Source organism: Corallococcus llansteffanensis (assembly GCF_003612055.1).
GTDB lineage: Bacteria > Myxococcota > Myxococcia > Myxococcales > Myxococcaceae > Corallococcus > Corallococcus llansteffanensis.
The window spans coordinates 1-1,122 of record NZ_RAWB01001060.1 but is presented as its reverse complement, the minus strand read 5'-3'; the positions used below and the strand labels follow the sequence as shown (position 1 = coordinate 1,122).

General features: G+C 64.9%; 1 protein-coding gene and 1 pseudogene. Both read left to right on the top strand.

Going from position 1 to position 1,122, the window contains the following annotated elements; all coding sequences use genetic code 11:
* The first annotated feature begins 251 nt into the window (after positions 1–251).
* Positions 252–671, top strand: coding sequence for an IS5 family transposase (locus tag D7V93_RS47780; protein ID WP_158623990.1), 420 nt, complete (start codon positions 252–254; stop codon positions 669–671).
* Positions 575–996, top strand: a pseudogene (locus D7V93_RS47630) (IS5 family transposase). The gene D7V93_RS47780 and the pseudogene D7V93_RS47630 overlap by 97 nt, the downstream one beginning before the upstream one ends.
* The last annotated feature ends 126 nt before the right edge of the window (positions 997–1,122 follow it).

Here is a 1,122-nt window from a genome sequence, read left to right as displayed (position 1 = left end):
TGTGGCGTGCGGTCGCTCCGCTCGCGCACGTCCTGGCGTGGAGTCGCTGGCGGCGCCACCACCAAGCCGTAGCCATGCGGTGTCACTACCGAGCCCGAGGGGCTCGATTCAAATTGCAACTGTAGGACTAGGGGCTGTCCCTGATCTCTGGTCCGAAAATTCAACCTACCGGATCGAACATCGGGGTTGGACCCGGCTTCGAGGGGCATGAGGAGGTTGCCAGCCAGCGTCAGGCATGATCAACGCTGGCTGTGCGCCGACATGAGCTGAGCGATGCCGAGTGGAGCCGCATTGAGCCCTTGCTGGGCTCGCGAAGCGGTCCTCCCTCGAAGCGTGGGGACCGCGACTTCATCAACGCCGTCATCTGGCGAGTGAAGACCGGGGTGCAGTGGCGGGACCTGCCCGAGCGATTCGGCCACTGGAAGACGGTCTACAACCGCTTCCACCGTTGGGCGCAGGCTGGGAGATGGGAAGCCATCTTCAAAGCCTTGCGGCTTGAAGTCGATGAGCGCGGCTCCCTCGCGGATGCCTCCGTCGTCCGAGCGCACCAGGACGCCTCGGGCGGAAAAGGGGGATCCGAAGCAATGCTCTGGGGCGTTCTCGAGGAGGTTTTTCAACGAAGGTTCACGCGGTCACAACGACGGGCGGTAAGCCGCTCCACCTCGCGCTGACGCCCGGCCAGCAGCATGAGTCCACGATGGCCGAGGAGTTGCTGGTGCACGCCGAAGGCGATGCCTTCATCGCGGACACGGGCTACGACGCCGACCGCATTCGCTCCAACGCTCGCAAGCTGGGGATGAATCCCGTCATTCACCCCCCCCCAGCCGCAAGCAGCCGCCACCGCTGGACCGTCCCCTCTACCGGATGCGCTACCGCGTGGAGTGCTTCTTCCACGACCTCAAGCGCTTTCGCGCCGTTGCCACCCGCTACGACAAGACGGCGACCTGCTACCTCGCCGCCCTGCACGTCGCCTCCATGCTTCTCTGGCTGCGTTAATCAGGGACAGCCCCTAGTCCTACAGTTGCAATTTGAATCGAGCCCCTCGGGCTCGGTAGTGACACCGCATGGCTACGGCTTGGTGGTGGCGCCGCCAGCGACTCCACGCCAGGACGTGCGCGAGCG